The following is a 20,974-nucleotide window of genomic DNA, read 5'->3' on the forward strand; positions in this document are numbered from 1 at the left end:
GCGGCGCCTTCGGGTTTTTCGCGAGCAAGCTCGCTCCTACAGGGACATGCGGTCCAGCAGGCTGTACCACGCAACACCCGCGCCGATGTAGAAGCGTTGCAAGCCATGCAGTGGCAACCGCTGCAACGGCGTTACCGGGTAAGCGAAGTCGGAGCGGCTGTCACATAGGCGTCCCGCCAATTGCTGGCCCAAACTGGTACACAACGCAATCCCGCGTCCGTTGCAGCCCAGCGCCAGGGTCAAGCCGGGTGCAGGCTCGTGGACGTGAGGCATAAAGTCCCGGGTGATCGCGATCCGCCCGGCCCAGCGGTACTCGAATTCAAGCTTGCCCAACTGTGGAAACAACAACGCCAGCGAACGTTCCAGGTGTGCAAAGTCCGTTGGCCCGGTGGGGTCGTTGAACAGTCCGCGCCCGCCCATCAGCAAGCGACCGTGGGCGTCCTTGCGAAAGTACAGCAGCAGGCGTTGGGCGGTCGAGACGGTTTCCTGCCCCGGCAAAATGCTCTCGGCAGCAGGCCCGCTCAAGGGCCGGGTGGCGACGATAAAACTGTTGGCCGCCAGCACGCTCTGGGCCATGCCGGGCCACAGGTCGCCGCTGTAGCCGTTGGTGGCCAACACCACCTGGCCGGCCGACACCTGTGCACCGCTGGCGGTCTGCAGCTTCCAGCCGGCGCCCGCCTGTTGCATCGCGGTTACGGCGCTTTGCCCGTGAATGCGCACGCCCGCCGCCTGGGCGGCGCGCACCAGCCCGCGTGCATAGGCCAGGGGTTGAATGGCCCCGGCACGACCGTCCAGCCAGCCACCGGCAAACGCCTGGCTGCCCATGCGGGCGGACACTGCGTTGGCATCCAGGCGCTGCACCGGTACCCCGCGTCGGGCCCACTGCTCGGCACGGGCATGCAGGCCCGCCACGCCTTTTTCCGAATAGGAGACTTGCATCCAGCCCTTGCGCGTGGGCGCGCAGTCGATGCCATGGCGCTGGATCAGGTTGAACACCAGGTCCGCAGAACCGGACACGGTCTGGATCAGCGGTTCGGCGCGCTCGGCTCCGTACCTCTGCACCAGTTGGTCCGGGTCGTATTTGAGCGTCGGGTTGACCTGCCCGCCATTGCGCCCGGACGCGCCCCAGCCTGGTTCATGGGCCTCCAGCACGCACACGCTTACGCCACGCTCGGCCAGGTGCAGGGCCGTGGACAAACCGGTGTACCCGGCGCCGACGATGGCCACGTCGACCTTGATGGATTCTGCCAGCGCGGGCGTCGGCGGTGCGGCGGGGGCTGTCGCTGCCCAGAGTGACTTCATGACAGGCTCCGGGTGTTGGCCGTCGGGTGCAGCACGCGGCGCAGGAAGTCCTGGGTGCGCGGCTGTTGCGGGTTGCCCAGCACTTGTTCGGCGGGGCCGCTTTCCACGATGTAGCCGCCGTGCAGGAAGCACACGCGGTCGGCCACTTCCCGGGCAAAACCCATTTCGTGGGTCACCACAATCATGGTCATGCCTTCATCGGCCAGGGTGCGCATCACCTCCAGCACATCGCCCACCAGTTCCGGGTCGAGGGCCGAGGTCGGTTCGTCGAACAGCATCGCATCGGGCTTCATCGCCAGTGCGCGGGCGATGGCCACCCGTTGTTGCTGGCCGCCGGAAAGTTGTTCCGGGTAGGCATCGGCCTTGGCCGACAGGCCGACTTTATCCAGCAGCGCCAAGGCTTCTTCCCGGGCCTGTTGCAGCGGTTCGCGTTTGACGTACACCGGGCCTTCCATCACGTTTTCCAGCACGGTGCGATGGGGGAACAGGTTGAAGCGCTGGAACACCATGCCCATGCGGCTGCGCAGGGCGTGCACGGTCTTGCTGCCACGTTGCACGGTTTCGCCGAACACGTTGATGGTGCCGCCGTCGTAGGCTTCCAGGGCGTTGATGCAGCGCAGCAGGGTGGATTTGCCCGAGCCGGACGGCCCGATCAGGCACACCACTTCGCCCTTGGCCACGTCCAGGTCGACGCCGTGCAGCACGCGATGGGTGCCGTAATGTTTTTGCAGTTGGCGAATCTCGATCATGCTTTTTTCCTCCGGCCCAGGTGCTGTTCCATGCGGCGCAGGCCATACACCAGCGGCAGGCTCATCAGCAGGTAGAGCAGGGCGACCAGGGTGTAGACGGTCATGTTCTGGAAAGTGGACGAGGCGATCAGTTGCCCCTGGCGTGTCATCTCGGCCACGGTGATGGTCGACACCAGGGAGGAGTCCTTGAGCATCATCACCAGGGTGTTGCCGTAGGGCGGCAGGGCGATGCGAAACGCTTGGGGCAGGATCACCCGGCGCATCATCAGCACCGAGCGCATCCCCAAGGCTTCAGCGGCTTCACGCTGGCCTTGTTCGACGGCGATGATGCCGGTACGAAAGTTCTCCGCCTGGTACGCCGAATAGGCGATGCCCATGCCGATCACCCCGGCCTGGAACGCGCTGAGGTGCACGCCCATGTCCGGCAGCACGAAGTAGATGTAGAACAGCTGCACGATGATCGGCAGGCCGCGAATCACGTTGATCACCGTGCTCGCCGCCCACGACAGCGCCTTGATCGGCGACAGCTTGAGCAACGCCAGCACCAGGCCGATGGCGCTACTGAGCAGGAACGACAGCACGGTGATCTGGATCGTCACCCAGGCGCCCTGCAGCAGGATCGGCAGGAAGTCCTGGGCGTTTTGCAGGAATTCAGCCGGGTTCATGGCTGCACCTGGGCATCAAGCCCCCACTTCTTCAGGATCGCCTCCAGGGTGCCGTCAGCCTTGATGCTGGCAATGGCCTGGTTCAGGCGTGCGAGGGTTTCGCTGTCGCCCTTGCGCACCACCAGGCACACCTCGCCGACGTTGACCGGCTTGTAATCGGCGGCGAGCTTCACGCCTTTGAACAGCTTCTGGCGGATCTGGTACGCCACCACCGGCTGGTCACCCACGGCGGCCTTGATGCGGCCCAGGCTCAGGTCCCGCACCATTTCACCGATGGAGTCGTAGGTGCGGATTTCCTTGAAGATGCCCAGCTTGTTGAGCATGTCGTAGAAGATCGTGCCGGCTTGTACGCCCACCACCTGGTCTTTCAGGGCGCTGAGGTCGGTATAGGTTGTGTTGTCGTCGGCACTCACGATCAGCCCTTCACCGTAGGCATACACCGGCGCGCTGAAGTCCACCACCTGGGCGCGTTCCGGGGTCTTGAGCATGCCGGCGGCGATGAAATCGAGCTTGCCGGAGGTTAGCGACGGGATCAGCGCGGCGAAGTTGGTCTGCTGGATGTCGCTGGTGAAACCGCCGGCCTTGCCCACCGCATTGGCCACGTCGACCATCACGCCCTGGATGCTGTTGCTCTTGATGTCGAGGAAGGTAAACGGCGAACCGCTGGCCGTTGCACCGACTTTGTACGAGGGCGCACCGGCGGCGTGCACGGTGGCTACGCAAAAGGTGGCGCAGAGGCCAAAGGCGAGGCGGCGAAACAAGGGCGAAAGACTGTTCATCGGGTTACTCCAGAAGGAAAACGGATCGTCAGTACCGCAAGCGGCTGGAGAGGAAACCGCAAGCTCTGTGCCATTTCGATTCAATAAAATCGTTTAGTGGTACAGAAATTCGACAAAATGAACCTTTCGTATCGATATGCGATTTTAAGTGGTCGAATTTCGTAGTTTGGTGTAGAAATATCGCCACGCTTGATCGACCTGACCGCGAGTCCGCCATGTCTGAAGAACGCAACAGCTTGCACAACCAATCCCTGGAAAAAGGCCTGTCGGTGCTCAAGGCATTCAGCGCCCAGCGCCGCAGCATGAGCCTTGCAGAGGTGGCCGAGGCGGCCGGCATGACCAAAAGTTCGGCCCAGCGCATGGTGTTTACCCTGGAGAGCCTGGGTTACCTTCGGAAACACTCGCGCACGCGGCATTACCAACTCACACCCCGGGTGCTGGAGTTGGGCTTCAGTTATCTGGATGCCCATTCGTTGATTGAAGTGGCCAACCCGTTCCTCTCGGAGCTGACCCGCCTGACGGGAGAAACCTCGTGCCTGACGGAGCCGGCGGGTTACGACATGACGTACATCGCGCGCTTCGTCAGCTCCGGCTTTGTACCGGTGCATATGCCGATTGGTTCAAGGGTGCCGATGTACTGCACGGCGTCGGGCCGGGCGTATTTGAGTGCGTTGCCAGCGGATGAGGCGTTGGGGTTGATCGAACACAGCCAGCGGGTGGCGCATACGAGCCAGACGTTGACGGACGTCGACAGGATCATGGAGTCGTTGCAGCAAGTGCGCGAACAGGGCTACGCGGTGAATGGCCAGGAGCTGTTCCTGGGGGACATGACCATCGGTGCGCCGGTGCTGGGGGCGAACGGTCGGCCGGTGGCGGCGGTGCATGTGGTGGCGCCCACCAGTCGGTGGAGCCGGGCGGATGCGGAGAAGCAGCTGGCGCCGGCGTTGTTGCAGTGTTCGAGGGCGTTGAGCAATTCGGCGCGCAATCTTGAATAGAAATGCTATCGAGCAGACAACACGATCAGTGTGGGAGCTGGCTTGCCTGCGATAGCGGAGTGTCAGCTCGCCCATTCGGTTCTGACCCACCGCTATCGCAGGCAAGCCAGCTCCCACATTTGATCTTCATTGTGTTTGAGGTTGGTAATCGCCCCAACAAAAAATGCGCCCCTTCGGGCGCATTTTTTTGTTCAGTCAGCTATCACCCTCAGGCAATCGCATCCCAGGCACGGTCACCGTTCTCGTCTTTGATGCGAGTCGGCAAGCCCATCACGTCCAGCGCTTTGAGGAACGGCTCAGCCGGCAGTTCCTCGACGTTGGCCATGTGCTTCACATCCCACTCGCCACGGGCAACCAGCAGCGCTGCGGCCACGGGTGGTACGCCGGCGGTGTAGGAGATGCCCTGGCTGTCGGTCTCGGCAAAGGCTTCTTCGTGGCAGGCCACGTTGTAGATGAACAGCTCGCGCGGCTGGCCATCCTTGGTGCCCTTGACCAGGTCGCCGATGCAGGTCTTGCCGGTGTAGCCCGGTGCCAGCGACGACGGGTCAGGCAGCACGGCCTTGACCAGTTTCAGCGGCACGACTTCCAGGCCTTCGGCGGTAGTGACCGGTTTTTCGGAGAGCAGGCCGAGGTTTTTCAGCACGGTGAACACGTTGATGTAGTGTTCGCCGAAGCTCATCCAGAAACGCACATTGGGCACGTCGAGGTTTTTCGACAGCGAGTGCACTTCATCGTGGCCGGTCAGGTACAGGTTCTGCGAACCGACCACAGGCAGGTCGTCGGTGCGTTTGACTTCGAACATGGTGTTGCTGGTCCACTGGCTGTTCTGCCAGCTCCACACCTGTCCGGTGAATTCGCGGAAGTTGATTTCCGGGTCGAAATTGGTGGCGAAATATTTGCCATGGGAACCGGCATTGACGTCGAGAATGTCGATCGAATCAATGCGGTCGAAATGCTGTTGTTGCGCAAGCGCTGCGTAGGCGTTGACGACGCCTGGGTCGAAGCCCACACCGAGGATCGCAGTGATGTTCTTCTGCTTGCATTCCTCAAGGTGATTCCATTCGTAGTTGCCATACCACGGCGGCGTCTCACAGACTTTGCCTGGTTCTTCGTGAATGGCGGTGTCCAGGTAAGCCACGCCGGTATCGATGCAGGCGCGCAGCACCGACATATTAAGGAAGGCGGAGCCGACGTTGATGACGATCTGCGATTCGGTCTCGCGGATCAGTGCCTTGGTCGCTTCCACGTCCAGAGCGTTCAGCGCGAAGGCCTGGATATCGGCGGGTACCTTGAGGCTACCCTTGGCCTTGACGCTGTCGATGATGGCCTGGCATTTGGAGATGTTGCGCGACGCGATAGCAATACGACCGAGTTCGTCGTTGTGCTGCGCGCACTTGTGGGCCACCACCTTGGCGACACCTCCTGCACCAATGATAAGAACGTTCTTTTTCAATTGCTTTATCTCTCCTTTATCTGTCCGCTTTACGAAAGGCTGGACAGGTAGTCGTCGTAACCAAATTCACGAACCACTTCGACTGTACCGTCGAGTTGTTTCACTACGATGGACGGCATTTTCAGGCCGTTGAACCAGTTTTTCTTGACCATGGTGTAGCCTGCCGTGTCGATGAACGACAGTCGATCGCCGATGGCCAGCGGCTGATCAAATTGATACTCACCGAAGATGTCCCCGGCCAGGCATGACTTGCCGCACACCATGTAGGTGTGTTCGCCACTGCTCGGCGCCAGCTTGGCGTTGAGGCGGTAGATCAGCAGGTCCAGCAGGTGGGCTTCGATGGAGCTGTCTACCACGGCGAGGTTTTTGCCGTTGTAGAGGGTGTCGAGCACGGTCACTTCCAGGGAGGCGCTGTTGGTGATCGCCGCTTCGCCGGGTTCCAGGTACACCTGCACGTCGTACTTCTGCGAGAACGCCTTGAGGCGCTGGCAGAAGGCGTCGATGGCATAGCCTTCACCGGTGAAGTGGATGCCGCCGCCGAGGCTGACCCAGTTGACCTTGTGCAGCAGCGCGCCGAAGCGTTCTTCGATGGTGTTGAGCATCTGGTCGAACAGGTTGAAGTCACCGTTCTCGCAGTTGTTGTGGAACATGAAGCCCGAGATCTGCTCGATCACGCCTTCGATCTTCACCGGGTCCCACTCGCCCAGACGGCTGAACGGGCGCGCCGGGTCGGCCAGCAGGTAGTCGGAACTGCTCACTTGCGGGTTGACGCGCAGGCCGCGGGTCTTGCCTTCGCTGCGTTCCGCAAAGCGCTGCAGCTGGCTGATGGAGTTGAAGATGATCTTGTCGCAGTTAGCCAGCATCTCTTCGATTTCATCGTCGGCCCAGGCCACGCTGTAGGCGTGCGCCTCGCCTTCGAACTTCTGGCGACCGAGCTTCAACTCATACAGCGACGACGAAGTGGTGCCGTCCATGTATTCCTGCATCAGGTCGAACACCGACCAGGTAGCGAAGCACTTGAGGGCCAGCAGGGCCTTGGCGCCGGACTGTTCGCGCACGTAGGCGATCTTCTGCATATTGACCAGAAGCTTCTGTTTGTCGATGAGGTAGTACGGCGTTTTGATCATTTTTGAGAGCCTGCGGCGGTGCCTGCCAAAAAAGGACACGCATTGTGCCCGCACTTGGGACAGATCGAAAGGTTAGTCAGCGGAATTTGCGCGCCCGGTTATAAGCTGACCTGTGAATATGACAGCCTGTGGGTATGATGAGCCGCATTGGAAACGGATCCCGGCTTTGGCGACGAGAGGTGAGAATGGACGCATGGACACTGCATTGGCTGGAAGCGTCGGGGAGCCTGGCGGAGTTTCGCCCTGAGCTGATCCGTGAATTTGAAGCCGCCTACGGGGCGATTGCCGAGCTGATGCCGCCGCCGCGCCTGGATGTCCTGATCCAGCGATTGCCGGGGGAGACCCTCCCGGAGCTGGGCCTGGTCGGCCGCGCTTATCGCAGCACAATGTTCAGCATGACCCTTGACCCCGACAACCCGAATTTCCTGGCCAGTTTGCGCAGTGGCTCGCTGCGTCGGCATGTGGTGCATGAGGTGCATCATTGCCTGCGCATGGCGGGGCCGGGTTATGGCTGGACGCTGGGTGAGGCGATGATCAGCGAAGGGCTGGCCGGACAGTTTGTGCGGCGGGTGCTGGGCAGTGAGCCAGAGCTGTGGGAGAGGGCGCTTACACCCGAGGCGTTGCTGGGTTCGCCGGTAGAGCTCCAGCTTCTGGAGGCCACGTATTACGACCACAGCGAATGGTTCTTCGGCACCGGGGCAAGGCCCAGGTGGTTGGGGTACACGCTGGGTTATCAGATGGTGGGTGACTGGCTGGCGAAGCAAGACGAGGTGGACGCCGCCACCTGGGTCAACGTGCCCGCAAAAGACATACTCGCCAACGCTACCAGGGAAGGGCTCGTGACCCAGCCTTGAAACACAAAACCACCAAGCAACCCCCATCCCCTGTGGGAGCCGTCGAGCTTCAGCGAGGCCGCGAAGGCGGCGGCACAGCCGATAAATAGGCTGCCTGACACACCGCTATCGCAGCCTCGCTAAAGCTCGACAGCTCCCACATTAGATTTTCAGTGGATGACAAACCCCATCCACGCTGACATCAAACCGTCATCTCCCCATCGCCTGACTGCCACATTCCGCCGTTACTGTCCTCGCCAATGAGATCGATCTCAAGCGAGTGACAATGACCGATTTGAAAGACGTAGCCCGGCTCGCTGGCGTATCCCGCGCCACCGCCGCGCGCACTTTTGCTTCCCCGGAACAAGTGCGCCCGACCACCCGTGAGCAGGTGTTCGCCGCCGCCCGTGAGTTGGGCTTCAGGCCCAATCTGCTGGGCCGCCAACTGCGCCTGCAAACCACCCAACTGATCGGCGTGGTGGTGCCCAACCTGCTGAACCCGGTATTCGCCGAGCAGTTCCAGGCCATGGAGCGCGCCGCACGCCTGCGGGGCTATAACCTGTTGCTGGCCACCACCGACTACAGCGCCGAGCGTGAAAGCAGCGTGGTGGAAGAGTTGCTGCGCCAGCGCGTCGATGGCCTGGTGCTGACCGTCACCGACGCCGAAAGCAACAGCGTGCTCCACAGCCTGGCCACGGAAGAAACCCCGTTCGTGCTGGCCTACCACCAACCCGGCAACCCCAACTACAGCGCCGTCTCGGTGGACAACCGCGCCGGCATGGCGCTGGCCACCCGTTATCTGCTGGAAGCGGGCCATCGCCGCATTGCCATGGTCGCCGGCCCCGCGTTGCAGTCCGACCGCGCCCGCCTGCGTTACGCCGGGTATTGCGATGCCATGGGCGAGTACGGCCTCGACAGCCAACTGGTGATCGAAATGCCGGCCCACACCCAAGCCGAATTCGCCGCCATCGAGCCCTTCCTGCAAGGCTCGCAGGCGCCCACGGCGTTGGTGTGTTCCAACGATTTTCTCGCCATCAGCCTGATCGCCGAACTGCGCCGCCATGCCTGGAACGTGCCGGGACAACTCTCGGTGATGGGCTTTGACGGCATTGCCCTGGGCACCCAGATGCACCCGACGCTGTGCAGCGTGGTGCAGCCCATCGCGCTGTTGGCCAGCACCGTGATCGACCAACTGCTGGCGCAAATCGCCGGCAACGCCCCGGTTTCCCATTGCCTGCCGTGCCATATCCGGCCGGGCGAAAGCACCCAACCCCATAAAGGAGACGCTTGATGAGCATCCTCAGTAAAACCCTGGCGGCCTTGCTGCTGTGCGGCGCGGCCAGCCTGGCCCAGGCCGCCGACACCGCGATTTGCTACAACTGCCCGCCAGACTGGGCAGACTGGGGCACGCAACTCAAGGCGATCGCCGCGAGCACCGGTGTGCAGGTGCCGCTGGACAACAAGAACTCCGGCCAGTCCCTGGCACAGTTGGTGGCCGAGAAAGCCGCGCCGGTGGCCGATGTCGTCTACTACGGTGTGACGTTCGGCCTGCAAGCGCAAAAGGCGGCGGTGGTGGAGGGCTATAAACCCAAGGGTTGGGAACAGATTCCCGCCGGCCTGAAAGACCCGGACGGCCAGTGGTTTGCGATTCACTCCGGCACCCTGGGCATCATGGTCAACGTCGATGCCCTGGGTGGCTTGCCGGTGCCGCAAAGCTGGGCTGACCTGCTCAAGCCTGAGTACAAAGGCATGGTCGGCTACCTCGACCCATCCAGCGCCTTCGTCGGCTACGTCTCGGCGGTGGCGATCAACCGCGCCATGGGCGGCGACCTCGACAACTTTGCCCCGGCCATCGACTACTTCCAGAAGCTGTCGAAAAACGCCCCCATCGTGCCCAAGCAAACCGCCTATGCGCGGGTGCTCTCCGGCGAGTTGCCGATCCTGGTGGACTACGACTTCAACGCCTACCGCGCCCGCTACAAGGACAACGCCAACGTTGCCTTCGTGATCCCCAAGGAAGGCAGCATCAGCGTGCCGTATGTGATGAGCCTGGTGGCCAACGCACCGCACCGCGCCAACGGCGAAAAGGTCCTGGATTTTGTCCTGTCCGATGAAGGCCAGGCACTCTGGGCCAAGGCCTACCTGCGCCCGGTGCGGCCGGTGAAGATGCCGGCGGACGTGGCCGCGCAGTTTCTGCCAGACAGTGACTACGCCCGCGCCGGTGTGGTGGATTACCAGAAAATGGCCGCCGTGCAGGAAGCCTTCGCCGCGCGTTACCTGAGTGAGGTCAAGTAAGTGAAGGCACTTTTGCGGCCAAATCCCGCCTGGGCCCTGGCCCCGGCCTTTGCGGTGCTGCTGGCTTTCTGGCTGTTGCCGCTGGCGCACTTGATCGTGCTGGGTGGCGAAAGCCGCGACAGCCAGGGCAGCGGTTACTGGCAGGTGCTCGGCAGCGCGCAATACCTGGGGAGCCTGGCGCAAACCTGCATGCTTGCGGTGTTGGTGACGTTGGCGGCGCTGCTGGTGGGCGGCATCACAGGCGTGTTTCTCGCCCGCCAGCACTTCTTCGGGCGGTCGGCGCTGGTGGCGTTGCTGACGTTTCCCCTGGCGTTTCCCGGTGTGGTGGTCGGGTTCCTGGTGATCCTGCTGGCGGGCCGCCAAGGCCTGTTTGCCGCCCTCGGGCTTCAACTGGCCGGCGAGCGCTGGATCTTTGCCTATTCCCTGGCGGGGTTGTTTGTGGGCTACCTGTACTTCTCGATTCCACGGGTGATCCTCACGGTGATGGCGGCGTGTGAAAGCCTCGACCGCAGCCTGGAGGAAGCGGCCCATTCACTGGGTGCCGGGCATTGGCGGGTGGTGTGCGATGTGATTGTGCCGGGCCTGGCACCGGCCTTGGCCTCCTGTGGGGCGATCTGTTTTGCCACGTCCATGGGCGCCTTTGGCACTGCATTTACCCTGGGTACGCGGCTGAACGTGACGCCTGTGGCCATCTACAACGTGTTCACCAACTACGCCAATTTTGCCGTGGCAGCGGCACTCTCGGTGGTGCTCGGTGTGGTGACCTGGGCCGTGCTGTTGCTGACGCGGCGCCTGGTGAAAAACGCGGGGACGGTCCTGTGAAGCGCTCATCGCTGTTTATCGTTCAACTGCTGTTCACCTTGCTGGTCTGCGCCTTCATGTTGGTGCCGGTGGTGATGTCATTGCTGGCGGGGCTGACGCGCAATTTCTTCGTCGGTTTGTCCAGCGGCCTGACCTTCGACTGGTTGATCCAGGTGTGGCAGGCCTACTCGCCGACGGTCTGGCTTTCGCTGCAATTGGCTGTGGCCTGTGCGGTGTGCGTCTGCGTGATCGGCGTGCCGGCGGCATACGCCCTGGTGCGCATGAACAACCGCTTCAGCCGCGCCTTCGAGGAATTGATGGTGCTGCCGGTGGCCATGCCCGGCCTGGCCAGTGCCCTGGCGTTGTTGCTGACCTACGGCCAGTTCGGCGGGTTTCGCAGCAGTTGGTTGTTCATTCTGGTGGGGCATGTGTTGTTCACCTTGCCGTTCCTGGTGCGCCCGGTGATGGCGGTGATGCAACGCCAGCAACTGCCGGTGCTGGAAGAGGCCGCCGCCAGCCTGGGGGCGGGGCCGATCAAGCGCTTTTTCAGCGTGGTGGTGCCCAACTGCCGGGCGGGGATTCTCGCCGGGGTGTTGATGGTCGTCACCTTGAGCCTGGGGGAGTTCAACCTGACCTGGATGCTCCACACGCCGATGACCAAGACCTTGCCCGTCGGCCTCGCCGACAGCTACGCCTCGGCCCGCCTGGAAATCGCCAGCGCCTACACCCTTATCTTTTTGCTGATGATCGTGCCGCTGCTGATTGCGTTGCAGGCCATCAGCGCCCGTCTGTCCCGTGGAGAGCGTCGATGACCGCTATCACCCTTCGCCTGAAGGGGTGCCGCAAGGCATTCGCCGACGGCACCGTTGCCGTGCAAAACCTCGACCTGACCATCGAGGGCGGCGAAACCCTGGCCATCCTTGGCCCGTCCGGGTGCGGCAAAACCACCACCTTGCGCCTGATCGCCGGCCTTGAGCGCCCCGATGTGGGCCAGGTGTTTTTCGGCGACACCGACGTCACCCGCCTGCCCATCGAGCGGCGTGACGTGGGCATGGTGTTCCAGAACTACGCGTTGTTTCCCAACCTGGATGTGGCCGGCAACATCGTCTACGGCCTGAAGGTTCGCGGCATCGCGCCGGCCGAGCGCAACAAGCGCTGTGACGAGTTGCTGGAACTGGTCGGCCTGCCGCATCACGGCCAGCGCAGCATCCATGAACTGTCCGGCGGCCAGCGTCAGCGTGTGGCCCTGGCTCGGGCATTGGCGCCACGGCCCAAAGTGCTGTTGCTGGATGAACCGCTGGCCGCGCTGGATGCACAGTTGCGCGAGCGCCTGCGCAGCGAGCTGGACCAGCTATTGCGCGGCCTGGGCATCACCTCGGTGTTCGTCACCCACGATCAGGGCGAGGCCATGGCCCTGGGGGATCGCATCCTGGTGATGGAGCAGGGGCGTATCGCGCAACTGGCCAGCCCGCGGGAGATCTACCAGCAGCCGGCCAACGCGTTTGTCGCAGGCTTTGTGGGCAACCTGAATGCCTTTTCGGTGATCGATCGAACGGCCCATGGCCTGAAGGTGTGCGGCGGCGAACTGCCGTGGCACGAACCCCAGCTGCCGGCCACCGTGTACTGCCGCCCCGAGCACCTGCAGGTGATGGAGAGCGAAGGGCACCTGCACGGGCACCTGGTGGCGCAGTTTTTCCAGGGTGCGCAAAGCCGCCTGCTGGTGGACGTCGGCGGCCCGCAACCGTTGCTGGTGGACAGCCGTGACAACCTGCTTCATGCCGTCGGTGCGCCCATTGCCCTGGCCATCGCCCCCCACACGCTGTTCACCCTGCATGCCTGAATTCAGAGAGCCTATTTTGAACCGTCCGTTTCTTGTTGCGCAGATCAGCGATCTGCACCTTAAAGCCGGCCAGCGCCTGACCTATGGCGTGGTCGACACCCTCGGTGCATTGCGCCGCGCGGTGGACCACTTGAATGCCAGCAACCCGCGGCCCGATATCGTGGTGGTCAGCGGCGACCTGGTGGACTTTGGCCGGCCCGATGAATACGCCGTGCTGCACCCCGAACTGGCCCGCTTGCAGATGCCTTGCTACCTGGTGCCGGGCAATCATGACCACCGCCAGCATTTGCTTGATGCCTTCAGCGATCACGCTTACTTGCCGCATGGCGCCGACGGCCCGCTGGACTGGGTGGTGGATGACTACCCGGTGCGCTTGATTGGCCTGGACTCGACGATTCCCGACGCCCATGGCGGCCAGTTGCTGGACAGCCAATTGCAGTGGCTTGATGAGCAACTGGGGCTGCGCCCGAACGTGCCGACCCTGTTGGTCTTGCATCACCCGCCGTTTATCAGCGGCATCGGCCATATGGACCGCGAGCCGTTCCGCAACGCCGCCGCGCTGGAAACCGTCATCGCCCGTCACCCTCAGGTGGAGCGCTTGCTGAGCGGGCATTTGCACCGGCCGATGCAGCGCCGGTTCGGTGGCAGCTTGAGCTGTGTATGCCCGGGCACCTCCCATCAAATCGTGCTGGATTTGCAGGAGGCCGCACCGGCCCATTTCAACCTGGAACCGGCGGGTTACCTCTTGCACCGCTGGGATGAACAGCAAGGGCTGATCAGCCATAACGGCGTATTCGGGGACTACCCGGGGCCGTATCCGTTTTATGACGCTGATGGGTTGATTGACTGAAGGACACCTGAAGCGCCGCGTTCATCTATTCACGGGGTCCCCATGGGATCCTGGCGATCGGCGCTGCGATGGTGGCGGGCATCGGCATTGGCGCGATGGTGGGGCGGATGGCGCCCGGTGGCTGCGTCGACGTGGAGCAGCGTTTCGAGCTGCCACCGCTGCCCAGTCGGGAAGTGGTGCTGTATACCGCGCAGCGGGACACTCAGGCACAGGCGCTGATCCGTGCCTTGAGCGCGGATATTCCGGCGGACTGAGTCAGAACACCAGGCGCCCGGCCCAGGCCATCAGCAGGGCCAGGCTGCCGATGCCGAGGAGCGTGAGCCCCAGGGCGGCAACGTGAACGAGGAGGGTAGTCAGCGGCTGATGCTGTTCCATGTGAGGGCTTCCTTGGGGGCTTGGGAAGCAAAAGTATGGTGAACGGGCGGGCGACGAAACAGACGCTGCGGGCTATTTCAGTGATAAGCAAAACCGTAGACACACCCTATCATCATGAGTGGAACTCGTGATGATCTAGAATAAAATGAGTTTGTCTCACTATCATCCGATCCCGACAATGGCTCCCATACACACATATTGGAGCGTAACGTCATGGCTGTTGCCCATTCCCTTGGATTCCCGCGTATTGGACGCGATCGTGAACTGAAAAAAGCGCAGGAAGCGTTTTGGAAGGGCGAACTCGACGAAGCCGGCCTGCGCGCCGTAGGCCGTGAGCTGCGCAAGACCCACTGGGACCTGCAAAAGAACGCCGGCATCGAGTTGCTGCCCGCCGGTGACTTTGCCTGGTACGACCAGGTGCTGACTCACTCGCTGATGTTCGGTGTGATCCCCGAGCGGTTCCGCCCGGCCGACGGCAAAGCCACCTTGCACACCCTGTTCGGCATGGCCCGTGGCGTCAGTGACAGTTGCTGCGGCGGTGCCCACGCCCAGGAGATGACCAAGTGGTTCGACACCAACTACCACTACCTGGTGCCTGAGTTCAGCGCCGACCAGCAATTCCAGCTGGGTTGGGATCAACTGTTCGAAGAGGTCAAGGAAGCCCGGGACCTCGGCCACGCCGTGAAGCCAGTGATCATCGGCCCGCTGACGTACCTGTGGCTGGGCAAGGCCAAGGGCGGCGATTTCGACAAGCTCGACCTGCTGGATCGCCTGCTGCCGCTGTACGGCCAGATTTTCCAGCGCCTGGCTGACCTGGGCGTGGAATGGGTGCAGATCGACGAGCCGATCCTGGTGCTGGACCTGCCCCAGGACTGGAAAAATGCGTTTGAGCGGGCCTACAACCTGATCCAGCGCGACCCGCTGAAGAAGCTGGTGGCCACCTATTTCGGCGGCCTGGAAGAGAACCTCGGGCTGGCGGCCAACCTGCCGGTGGACGGTCTGCACATCGACCTGGTGCGTGCGCCGGATCAGTACCCGACCATCCTCGATCGCCTGCCGGCTTATAAGGTGTTGTCCCTGGGCGTGGTCAATGGCCGTAACGTCTGGCGCTGCGACCTGGAAAAAGCCCTGGCCACCTTGCAACACGCTTATGAGCGCCTGGGTGACCGCCTGTGGGTGGCGCCGTCGTGCTCCTTGCTGCACAGCCCGGTGGACCTGGGCCGTGAAGACAAGCTGGATGCCGAGCTGAAAAGCTGGCTGGCGTTTGCCGTACAGAAGTGCGAAGAAGTGGCCGTATTGGCCCAGGCCGTGAACCAGCCGCAAGCGCCAAACGTGACGGCCGCCCTGGCCGCAAGCCGCGCCGTGCAAGTGGCCCGTGCCGCTTCCCCGCGTATCCACAAGCCGGCTGTGCAAGCCCGCGTAGCGGCGATCACCGCCAAAGACAGCCAGCGTCACTCGCCGTTTGCCCAGCGTATCGAGAAACAGCGGGCCGGCCTGAACCTGCCGCTGTTCCCGACCACCACCATCGGATCGTTCCCGCAGACCGCCTCGATCCGCCTGGCGCGCCAGTCGTACAAGGCCGGCAAGTTGAGCGAAGCCGAGTACGTCGAAGCCATGCACAGCGAGATCCGCCACGCGGTTGAGGTGCAAGAGAACCTTGGCCTGGACGTATTGGTGCACGGCGAGGCCGAGCGTAACGACATGGTCGAATACTTCGCCGAGCAACTCGACGGCTACGTGTTTACCCGCTTTGGCTGGGTACAGAGCTACGGTTCCCGTTGCGTGAAACCGGCGGTGATCTTCGGTGACCTGAGCCGCCCGAAAGCCATGACCGTGGAGTGGATCCGCTACGCCCAAGGCCTCACCCACAAGGTGATGAAGGGCATGCTGACGGGGCCGGTGACCATGCTGATGTGGTCGTTCCCCCGTGAAGACGTGAGCCGCGAAGAACAGGCCCGCCAACTGGCCCTGGCGATTCGTGACGAAGTGGTGGACCTGGAAGCTGCCGGCATCCAGATCGTACAGATCGACGAAGCTGCGTTCCGTGAAGGCTTGCCGTTGCGCCAGGCGCAGTGGCAGGGCTACCTGGACTGGGCCACCGAAGTGTTCCGCCTGTGCGCCTCCGGCGTGCGTGACGACACCCAGATCCACACCCACATGTGCTACAGCGAGTTCAACGACGTGATCGAGTCCATTGCGGCCATGGATGCCGACGTGATCACCATCGAAACCTCGCGCTCGGACATGGAGCTGCTGAACGCGTTCGAAGCCTTCGCCTACCCGAACGACATTGGCCCGGGTGTGTACGACATCCACTCGCCACGGGTGCCGGATGCCTCGGAAATGGCCAACCTGCTGCGCAAGGCGGCCAAGCGCATCCCGGCCGAGCGCCTATGGGTCAACCCGGACTGTGGCCTGAAAACCCGCGGCTGGCCGGAGACGGAAGCGGCGTTGATTCACATGGTGACGGCGGCGCGTCAACTGCGGGCTGAACTGGCCTGATCCAGGCACCCGGTATAACACGCCGGGTGAAGACCAGAAATGTGGGAGCTGGCTTGCCTGCGATAGCGGCGGACCCGCTTGCATCGTTGGCGACTGATACACCGCCATCGCAGGCAAGCCAGCTCCCACAGGAATCTCCAGCGCTCAAAAAACCGTGAAATTGCCAGCACCGTCGATGCAGATTAGAATGCGATCAATTCTTAATTACGCTTGAGCCTCACCGCTCCGGCGCGCCCCGGTGATCGGCATGTCGTCTCCCCTCAATCTGCATATCCAGGACCTGTACTGCGAACACCATGGATGGTTGCACCGCTGGCTGGACCGCAAGCTGGGCAACGCCAGCGATGCCGCCGACCTGGCCCACGACACCTTTATGCGCCTGCTCACCCGGCAAACCACCACCAGCCTGGGCGCCGAGCCTCGGGCATTGCTGACCCATATCGCCAAAGGCCTGATGATCGACAGCTGGCGCCGCCAGGAAGTGGAGCGTGCCTACCTGGAAACCATCGCCCACTTGCCTGAACAGCACGTGCCGTCGCCGGAAACCCGCTGGTTGATCCTCGAAGCCCTGTACCGCATTGAAGCGATGTTGCGGGACTTGCCCGAAAAGACCCGCCAGGCCTTCCTGATGTCGCAGATCGACGGCCTGACCTATCAGCAGATCGCCGAGGCCCTGGGCGTGTCGCTGATCTCGGTCAAACGCTACATGCGCGACGCCTTCCTGGCCTGCTTGAGCGTGGCATGAGCCCGTCGATTGATCCGCTGATCCTCGGGGAAGCCGCCGACTGGATGGTGCAGTTGCAGTCCGGCAGCGCCACCGACGAAGACCGTCGCGCCATCGCCCAGTGGCAGGGCCGCAGCGCCCAGCACGCCCAGGCCTGGCAACGGGCGCAGGCCATTCTGGGGGACTTCAACACGGTGCCGGCGGCGATTGCCGGTGATACCTTGAAACGCATCGGCCGCAAAAAGCCCCTCGGCCGACGCCAGGCGCTTGGGTTGCTGCTGGCGGCAGGCCCGGCGGCCTGGCTGGCGTATCGGCAGGTGCCGTGGCAGCAATGGACTGCCGACCAGCACACCGCCATTGGCGAACAAAAAAACCTCACCTTGCCCGACGGCACCCGTGTGCTGATCAATACCGGCAGCTCGCTGAATATTGCGTTCTCCGAGCAGGTGCGGCGCATCGAGTTGCTCAAGGGCGAAGTGTTGATCACCACCGCCAAGGATGGGGCCCACCGCCCGTTTATCGTCCAGACCCGCCACGGCACCGCCCGGGCCTTGGGCACGCGGTTCAGTGTGCGGGTGGGTGAGCAGCGCAGCCGAGTGGCGGTGACCGAAGGTGCGGTGGAGTTGCTGCCGGAGCATGCCAGCCAGGGCGTGATCGTCAAGGCGGGCGAGCAGGGCGCCTTCAGCGCAGACGGTGTGGCTGCTGTGGAGCCGTTGGACGTCAGCGCCTTGACCTGGGAAAACGGAATGCTCCTGGCCCAGCACATGCGCCTGGCGGATTTGCTGGAGGAGTTGGGGCGCTACCGCGCGGGTGTGTTGCGTTGCCACGACTCGGTGGCCAACCTCACCGTGTCGGGCGCGTTTTCCCTGCGGGACACTGACGCCAGCCTGCACCTGTTGCAGGAAACCTTGCCGGTCAAGGTCAGCAGCCTCACCGGGTATTGGGTGACGGTGGAACCGCGCTGAATCTTTTTCAACGTTCGCTGATACCTTTTTCCTTGTCGCCCGGTGTAGGGGAGAACCCTCAACATTGCGCCGCGCCGACAGGAATGCCCATGACCGCCAGACCTCTCCCGTACTGCCCCCGTCCTTTGAAGGCGCTGAGCCTGGCCGTCGCCCTTGCCGCCCTCGCACCGCTGCAGAATGCCCAGGCAGAAGACGCTGCGCCAAGCAGTGCGGCGCGCAGCTATAACATCGCGCCGGGGCCCCTGGGGAATCAGCTGGCGCAGTTTGCGGCGTTGTCCGGGGTGCCGTTGTCCTTCGATTCGACGTTGCTCAACGATCAACAAAGCCCGGGGTTGCAGGGCACCTACAGCGCGCAATCGGGCTTCGCCCAGTTGCTGCAAGGCAGCGGTTATACCCTGCAAGGCAGCGGTTATACCCTGCAGGGCACCGGTACCAATGGCTATACCGTGGTGCCCCAGGCCCGTGGCGATACGCTGGAACTGGGCGCCACCACCATCAGCGGCGAGGCGAGCGGGGCGCAGGCGGACACCTATGGCGGCGGTCAGGTGGCGCGTTCGGCACGCCTGGGTGTGCTGGGCAATCGGTCCATCAGCGACGTGCCCTTCAGTGTGGTCAGCTACACCTCGAAAACCATCGCCGACCAACAGGCGCGAACAGTAGGCGACGTATTGCTCAACGATGCCTCGGTGCGCCAGTCGGCCGGCTTCGGCAACTTCTCCCAGGTGTTCACCATTCGCGGCCTGCCGCTGAGCACCGATGACATCGCATTCAACGGCCTGTACGGCGTGCTGCCCCGGCAGATCATCACCACCGAAGCCCTGGAACGGGTGGAACTGTTCAAGGGCCCCAACGCGTTCGTCAATGGCGTGTCGCCTTCGGGCAGCGGGATTGGCGGCAGCGTCAACCTGGTGCCCAAGCGCGCCGAAGACACGCCCACCCGCAGCGTCACTCTCGACTACGCCAGCGACAGCCAGACCGGCGGCCACATCGACCTCGGCCAGCGCTTTGGTGAAGACAACCGTTTCGGCGCCCGGGTCAACTTGGCGCGGCACGGCGGCGACACCGCCGTGGATGACGAAAACAAAAGTTCCCAGTTGATCGCCGTCGCCCTGGATTACCGCGGCGAGCGCCTGCGGGTTTCCACCGATTTTGGCTACCAGAAAGAGCGCATCAATAACGGTCGTGCGGTGGTGTACCCGACCGGTACCCAGGTGCCCCATGCGCCGTCGGCCAACGATAACTACGCCCAGAACTGGAGCTGGTCGGAGCTGGAAGACACCTACGGCATGGTGAATGCCGAATATGATTTGAACGATAACTGGACGGCCTACGCGGCGGGCGGCGCCAAGCACACCCGGGAGAACGGGCAGTATTCATCGTTGTATGTCGGCAACGATGGCAGCGCCAAGGTGGGCTTCCTGTATTCGCCCCACGACGAAGACAACAAAAGCGCCATGGCCGGCTTGAACGGCCACTTCGCTACCGGGCCGGTGACCCATCAGATGGACCTCGGGCTGTCGGGGATCTGGGGCGAGCAACGCTCGGCTTATGAGGCGATCCTGGTGGCGAACCGCCAACCCGGCAACCTGTACAACCCGACGCAAACACCGCGGCCGACCAACACCTATTTCGGCAGTGATATTCACGACCCGCGTGTTGTCGGCAAGAACCGGATCAAGAGCGCGGCGGTGTCCGACACCCTGGGCTTTATGGATGACCGGGTGTTGTTGACCCTGGGGGTGCGGCGCCAGACGATCGAGGTGGACAGCTGGAACACCGCCTCCGGTGTGCGGGGCACGCCGTATTCGGAGTCCATCACCACGCCGGTCTATGGGGTGGTGATCAAGCCTTGGGAGCATGTGTCGTTCTACGCCAACCGTATCGAGGGCCTGGCCCAGGGCCCGACGGCGCCACTCACTAACGTCACGAACCCCGGCGAAGTATTCCCGCCCAAGCGCAGCAAACAGACGGAAGCCGGGGTCAAGCTGGACTGGGACAACTATGGCGCCACGCTGGGTGTGTACCGAATCGAACAGCCGAACAACGCCACCACCCGCTTCCCGGGGCAGCGGCTCGACACCTTTACTGTCGACGGTGAGCAGATCAACAAAGGCGTGGAGCTCAACGTGTTCGGCGAGCCCCTCGATGGCCTGCGCTTGCTGGCCGGCGCCACCTGGATGGACACCGAGCAGCAGAGCACCTCCAACGGCGCCACTGACGGCAACCGGGCTGCCGGTGTGCCGCGCTTCCAGTACAACGTCGGTGCGGATTGGGATGTGCCGGGCATTCAAGGCGCGGCGGTCAGCGCCCGGATGTTGCGTACCGGTGGCGAATACGTCAACGCTGCCAACAGCCTGAGCATCCCGGCCTGGACCCGTGTCGACCTGGGGGCGCGGTATGGTTTCAAGGCAGACGACAAGTACATCACCTTGCGTGCCAACGTGGAGAACGTGGCGAACAAGGCGTACTGGTCGTCGGCGTCGACGGCCAATAACTACCTGACCCAGGGTGAGCCGCGGACGGTGAAATTGTCGGCGACGGTGGATTTCTAAGCCGCCAAAAATCTATGAAGACCTTGTGGTGATGGGCTTGTCGTGGGGAAGGGGCTGTTGTGGCGAGGGGGCTTGTGCCCCGTTGGAGTGCGTAGCGCTCCCAGCTTTTTGGGGCCCCTTTTTACCGTGTACATATCCATTCCTGTGGTAACGGCCACCTAGGGTTC

At 62.9% G+C, this 20,974-nt stretch carries 19 protein-coding genes; 13 read left to right on the forward strand and 6 right to left on the reverse strand.

All coding sequences use genetic code 11. The features are described from left to right. Positions 1-36: 36 nt before the first annotated feature. From HX855_RS21355 to HX855_RS21370, 4 genes are read right to left on the reverse strand one after another with little or no spacing between them, the layout of a single operon-like run. Positions 37-1,302, reverse strand: a complete 1,266-nt coding sequence (locus HX855_RS21355; RefSeq protein ID WP_177090766.1) for an FAD-binding oxidoreductase — start codon at positions 1,300-1,302, stop codon at positions 37-39. After that, positions 1,299-2,051: an amino acid ABC transporter ATP-binding protein gene (locus tag HX855_RS21360; protein ID WP_010171879.1), complete on the reverse strand. Its 753-nt coding sequence runs from the start codon at positions 2,049-2,051 to the stop codon at positions 1,299-1,301. Before HX855_RS21360 ends, HX855_RS21355 begins: the two co-directional genes overlap by 4 nt. Beyond that, the gene (gene ehuD, locus HX855_RS21365) at positions 2,048-2,716 is read right to left on the reverse strand and encodes an ectoine/hydroxyectoine ABC transporter permease subunit EhuD (RefSeq protein ID WP_008435412.1); all 669 of its coding nucleotides are present in this window, start codon (positions 2,714-2,716) and stop codon (positions 2,048-2,050) included. Before ehuD ends, HX855_RS21360 begins: the two co-directional genes overlap by 4 nt. Then, entirely contained in the window at positions 2,713-3,495 is a 783-nt protein-coding gene (locus HX855_RS21370; protein ID WP_177090767.1) for an ABC transporter substrate-binding protein, read from the reverse strand. Before HX855_RS21370 ends, ehuD begins: the two co-directional genes overlap by 4 nt. A 215-nt stretch (positions 3,496-3,710) precedes the next feature. Here HX855_RS21370 and HX855_RS21375 point away from each other — a divergent pair, with 215 nt between their 5' ends. Continuing rightward, positions 3,711-4,490 carry an IclR family transcriptional regulator gene (locus HX855_RS21375; RefSeq protein ID WP_177090768.1) on the forward strand — a complete coding sequence of 260 codons (780 nt, stop codon included), beginning with the start codon at positions 3,711-3,713 and terminating at the stop codon, positions 4,488-4,490. A gap of 208 nt (positions 4,491-4,698) precedes the next feature. On the opposite strand, the gene HX855_RS21380 is transcribed toward HX855_RS21375, so the two are convergent. Together HX855_RS21380 and HX855_RS21385 are read right to left on the reverse strand one after the other, a co-directional pair. After that, a complete protein-coding gene (locus HX855_RS21380; protein WP_177090769.1) occupies positions 4,699-5,943 on the reverse strand; it encodes a saccharopine dehydrogenase family protein in 1,245 nt (414 codons plus the stop codon). A 29-nt stretch (positions 5,944-5,972) separates the two neighbouring features. Beyond that, positions 5,973-7,070 carry a carboxynorspermidine decarboxylase gene (locus HX855_RS21385; RefSeq protein WP_177090770.1) on the reverse strand — a complete coding sequence of 366 codons (1,098 nt, stop codon included), beginning with the start codon at positions 7,068-7,070 and terminating at the stop codon, positions 5,973-5,975. 185 nt (positions 7,071-7,255) lie between these two features. Here HX855_RS21385 and HX855_RS21390 point away from each other — a divergent pair, with 185 nt between their 5' ends. From HX855_RS21390 to HX855_RS21445, 12 genes are all read left to right on the forward strand, one after another. Further along, positions 7,256-7,924, forward strand: coding sequence for a DUF2268 domain-containing putative Zn-dependent protease (locus HX855_RS21390; protein ID WP_177090771.1), 669 nt, complete (start codon positions 7,256-7,258; stop codon positions 7,922-7,924). A 265-nt stretch (positions 7,925-8,189) separates the two neighbouring features. Then, the gene (locus tag HX855_RS21395; protein WP_177090772.1) at positions 8,190-9,194 is read left to right on the forward strand and encodes a LacI family DNA-binding transcriptional regulator; all 1,005 of its coding nucleotides are present in this window, start codon (positions 8,190-8,192) and stop codon (positions 9,192-9,194) included. Beyond that, positions 9,194-10,198 carry an ABC transporter substrate-binding protein gene (locus HX855_RS21400; RefSeq protein WP_177090773.1) on the forward strand — a complete coding sequence of 335 codons (1,005 nt, stop codon included), beginning with the start codon at positions 9,194-9,196 and terminating at the stop codon, positions 10,196-10,198. Before HX855_RS21395 ends, HX855_RS21400 begins: the two co-directional genes overlap by 1 nt. Next, the gene (locus HX855_RS21405) at positions 10,199-11,020 is read left to right on the forward strand and encodes an iron ABC transporter permease (RefSeq protein ID WP_177090774.1); all 822 of its coding nucleotides are present in this window, start codon (positions 10,199-10,201) and stop codon (positions 11,018-11,020) included. It abuts the gene before it with no gap. Next, positions 11,017-11,811 (forward strand): ABC transporter permease, encoded by a 795-nt coding sequence (locus HX855_RS21410; protein ID WP_177090775.1) that lies wholly within the window; start codon positions 11,017-11,019, stop codon positions 11,809-11,811. The genes HX855_RS21405 and HX855_RS21410 overlap by 4 nt, the downstream gene beginning before the upstream one ends. Continuing rightward, a complete protein-coding gene (locus HX855_RS21415) occupies positions 11,808-12,839 on the forward strand; it encodes an ABC transporter ATP-binding protein (protein ID WP_177090776.1) in 1,032 nt (343 codons plus the stop codon). The genes HX855_RS21410 and HX855_RS21415 overlap by 4 nt, the downstream gene beginning before the upstream one ends. A 16-nt stretch (positions 12,840-12,855) precedes the next feature. Continuing rightward, entirely contained in the window at positions 12,856-13,689 is an 834-nt protein-coding gene (locus tag HX855_RS21420) for a phosphodiesterase (protein ID WP_177090777.1), read from the forward strand. 68 nt (positions 13,690-13,757) lie between these two features. Beyond that, on the forward strand, positions 13,758-13,943 hold the full coding sequence (locus tag HX855_RS21425; RefSeq protein ID WP_256353119.1) for a hypothetical protein: 186 nt from the start codon (positions 13,758-13,760) through the stop codon (positions 13,941-13,943). 334 nt (positions 13,944-14,277) lie between these two features. After that, a complete protein-coding gene (gene metE, locus HX855_RS21430) occupies positions 14,278-16,566 on the forward strand; it encodes a 5-methyltetrahydropteroyltriglutamate--homocysteine S-methyltransferase (protein ID WP_177090778.1) in 2,289 nt (762 codons plus the stop codon). A gap of 247 nt (positions 16,567-16,813) precedes the next feature. Continuing rightward, entirely contained in the window at positions 16,814-17,311 is a 498-nt protein-coding gene (locus HX855_RS21435; protein ID WP_177090779.1) for a sigma-70 family RNA polymerase sigma factor, read from the forward strand. Further along, a complete protein-coding gene (locus HX855_RS21440; RefSeq protein ID WP_177090780.1) occupies positions 17,308-18,255 on the forward strand; it encodes a FecR domain-containing protein in 948 nt (315 codons plus the stop codon). Before HX855_RS21435 ends, HX855_RS21440 begins: the two co-directional genes overlap by 4 nt. Before the next feature lie 89 nt (positions 18,256-18,344). Then, positions 18,345-20,807 (forward strand): TonB-dependent receptor, encoded by a 2,463-nt coding sequence (locus HX855_RS21445; protein ID WP_177090781.1) that lies wholly within the window; start codon positions 18,345-18,347, stop codon positions 20,805-20,807. Positions 20,808-20,974 lie beyond the last annotated feature (167 nt).

Source organism: Pseudomonas sp. IPO3778 (assembly GCF_013386825.1).
GTDB lineage: Bacteria > Pseudomonadota > Gammaproteobacteria > Pseudomonadales > Pseudomonadaceae > Aquipseudomonas.